1 protein-coding gene is annotated in these 418 nt (G+C 76.6%); it reads left to right on the forward strand.

The genetic code is table 11. From position 1 onward, the window contains the following. Positions 1-418 (forward strand): class I SAM-dependent methyltransferase (locus KDL01_RS42290; protein WP_212534320.1); only part of this gene is annotated, 418 nt, incomplete at both ends.

Genomic DNA, 418 nt, shown 5'->3' on the forward strand with positions numbered 1-418 from the left:
GGCCCTGAACTGGCTGGCGAAGGAGGTCACCGAGCCCGGACTCGTCGTCGACGCCGGCAGCGGGCCCGGCGTCATCTCCTGCCTGTTCGCCGAGACCTTCCCGGGCGCGCGGATCGTGGCCGTCGACGGCTCGAAACCGCTGCTGGAGCGGGCCGCGGACCGGGCCGCCCGCCAGGGCGTCGCCGACCGCTTCGACACCCTCGCCGGTGAACTTCCCGACGTGCTCGGCGAGTTGGACTACCCGGCCGATCTGCTCTGGGCCAGCCGCAGCGTGCACCACCTCGGCGACCAGAGCGCCGCGCTCGCCGCCTGCGCCGCGCGGCTCGCGCCCGGCGGCACGCTGGCGGTGGTGGAGGGCGGCCTGCCCGCCCGGTTCCTGCCCCGCGACATCGGCATCGGCCGGCCCGGACTCCAGGCG

The sequence above is a fragment of the Actinospica durhamensis genome (assembly GCF_018139695.1).
GTDB lineage: Bacteria > Actinomycetota > Actinomycetes > Streptomycetales > Catenulisporaceae > Actinospica > Actinospica durhamensis.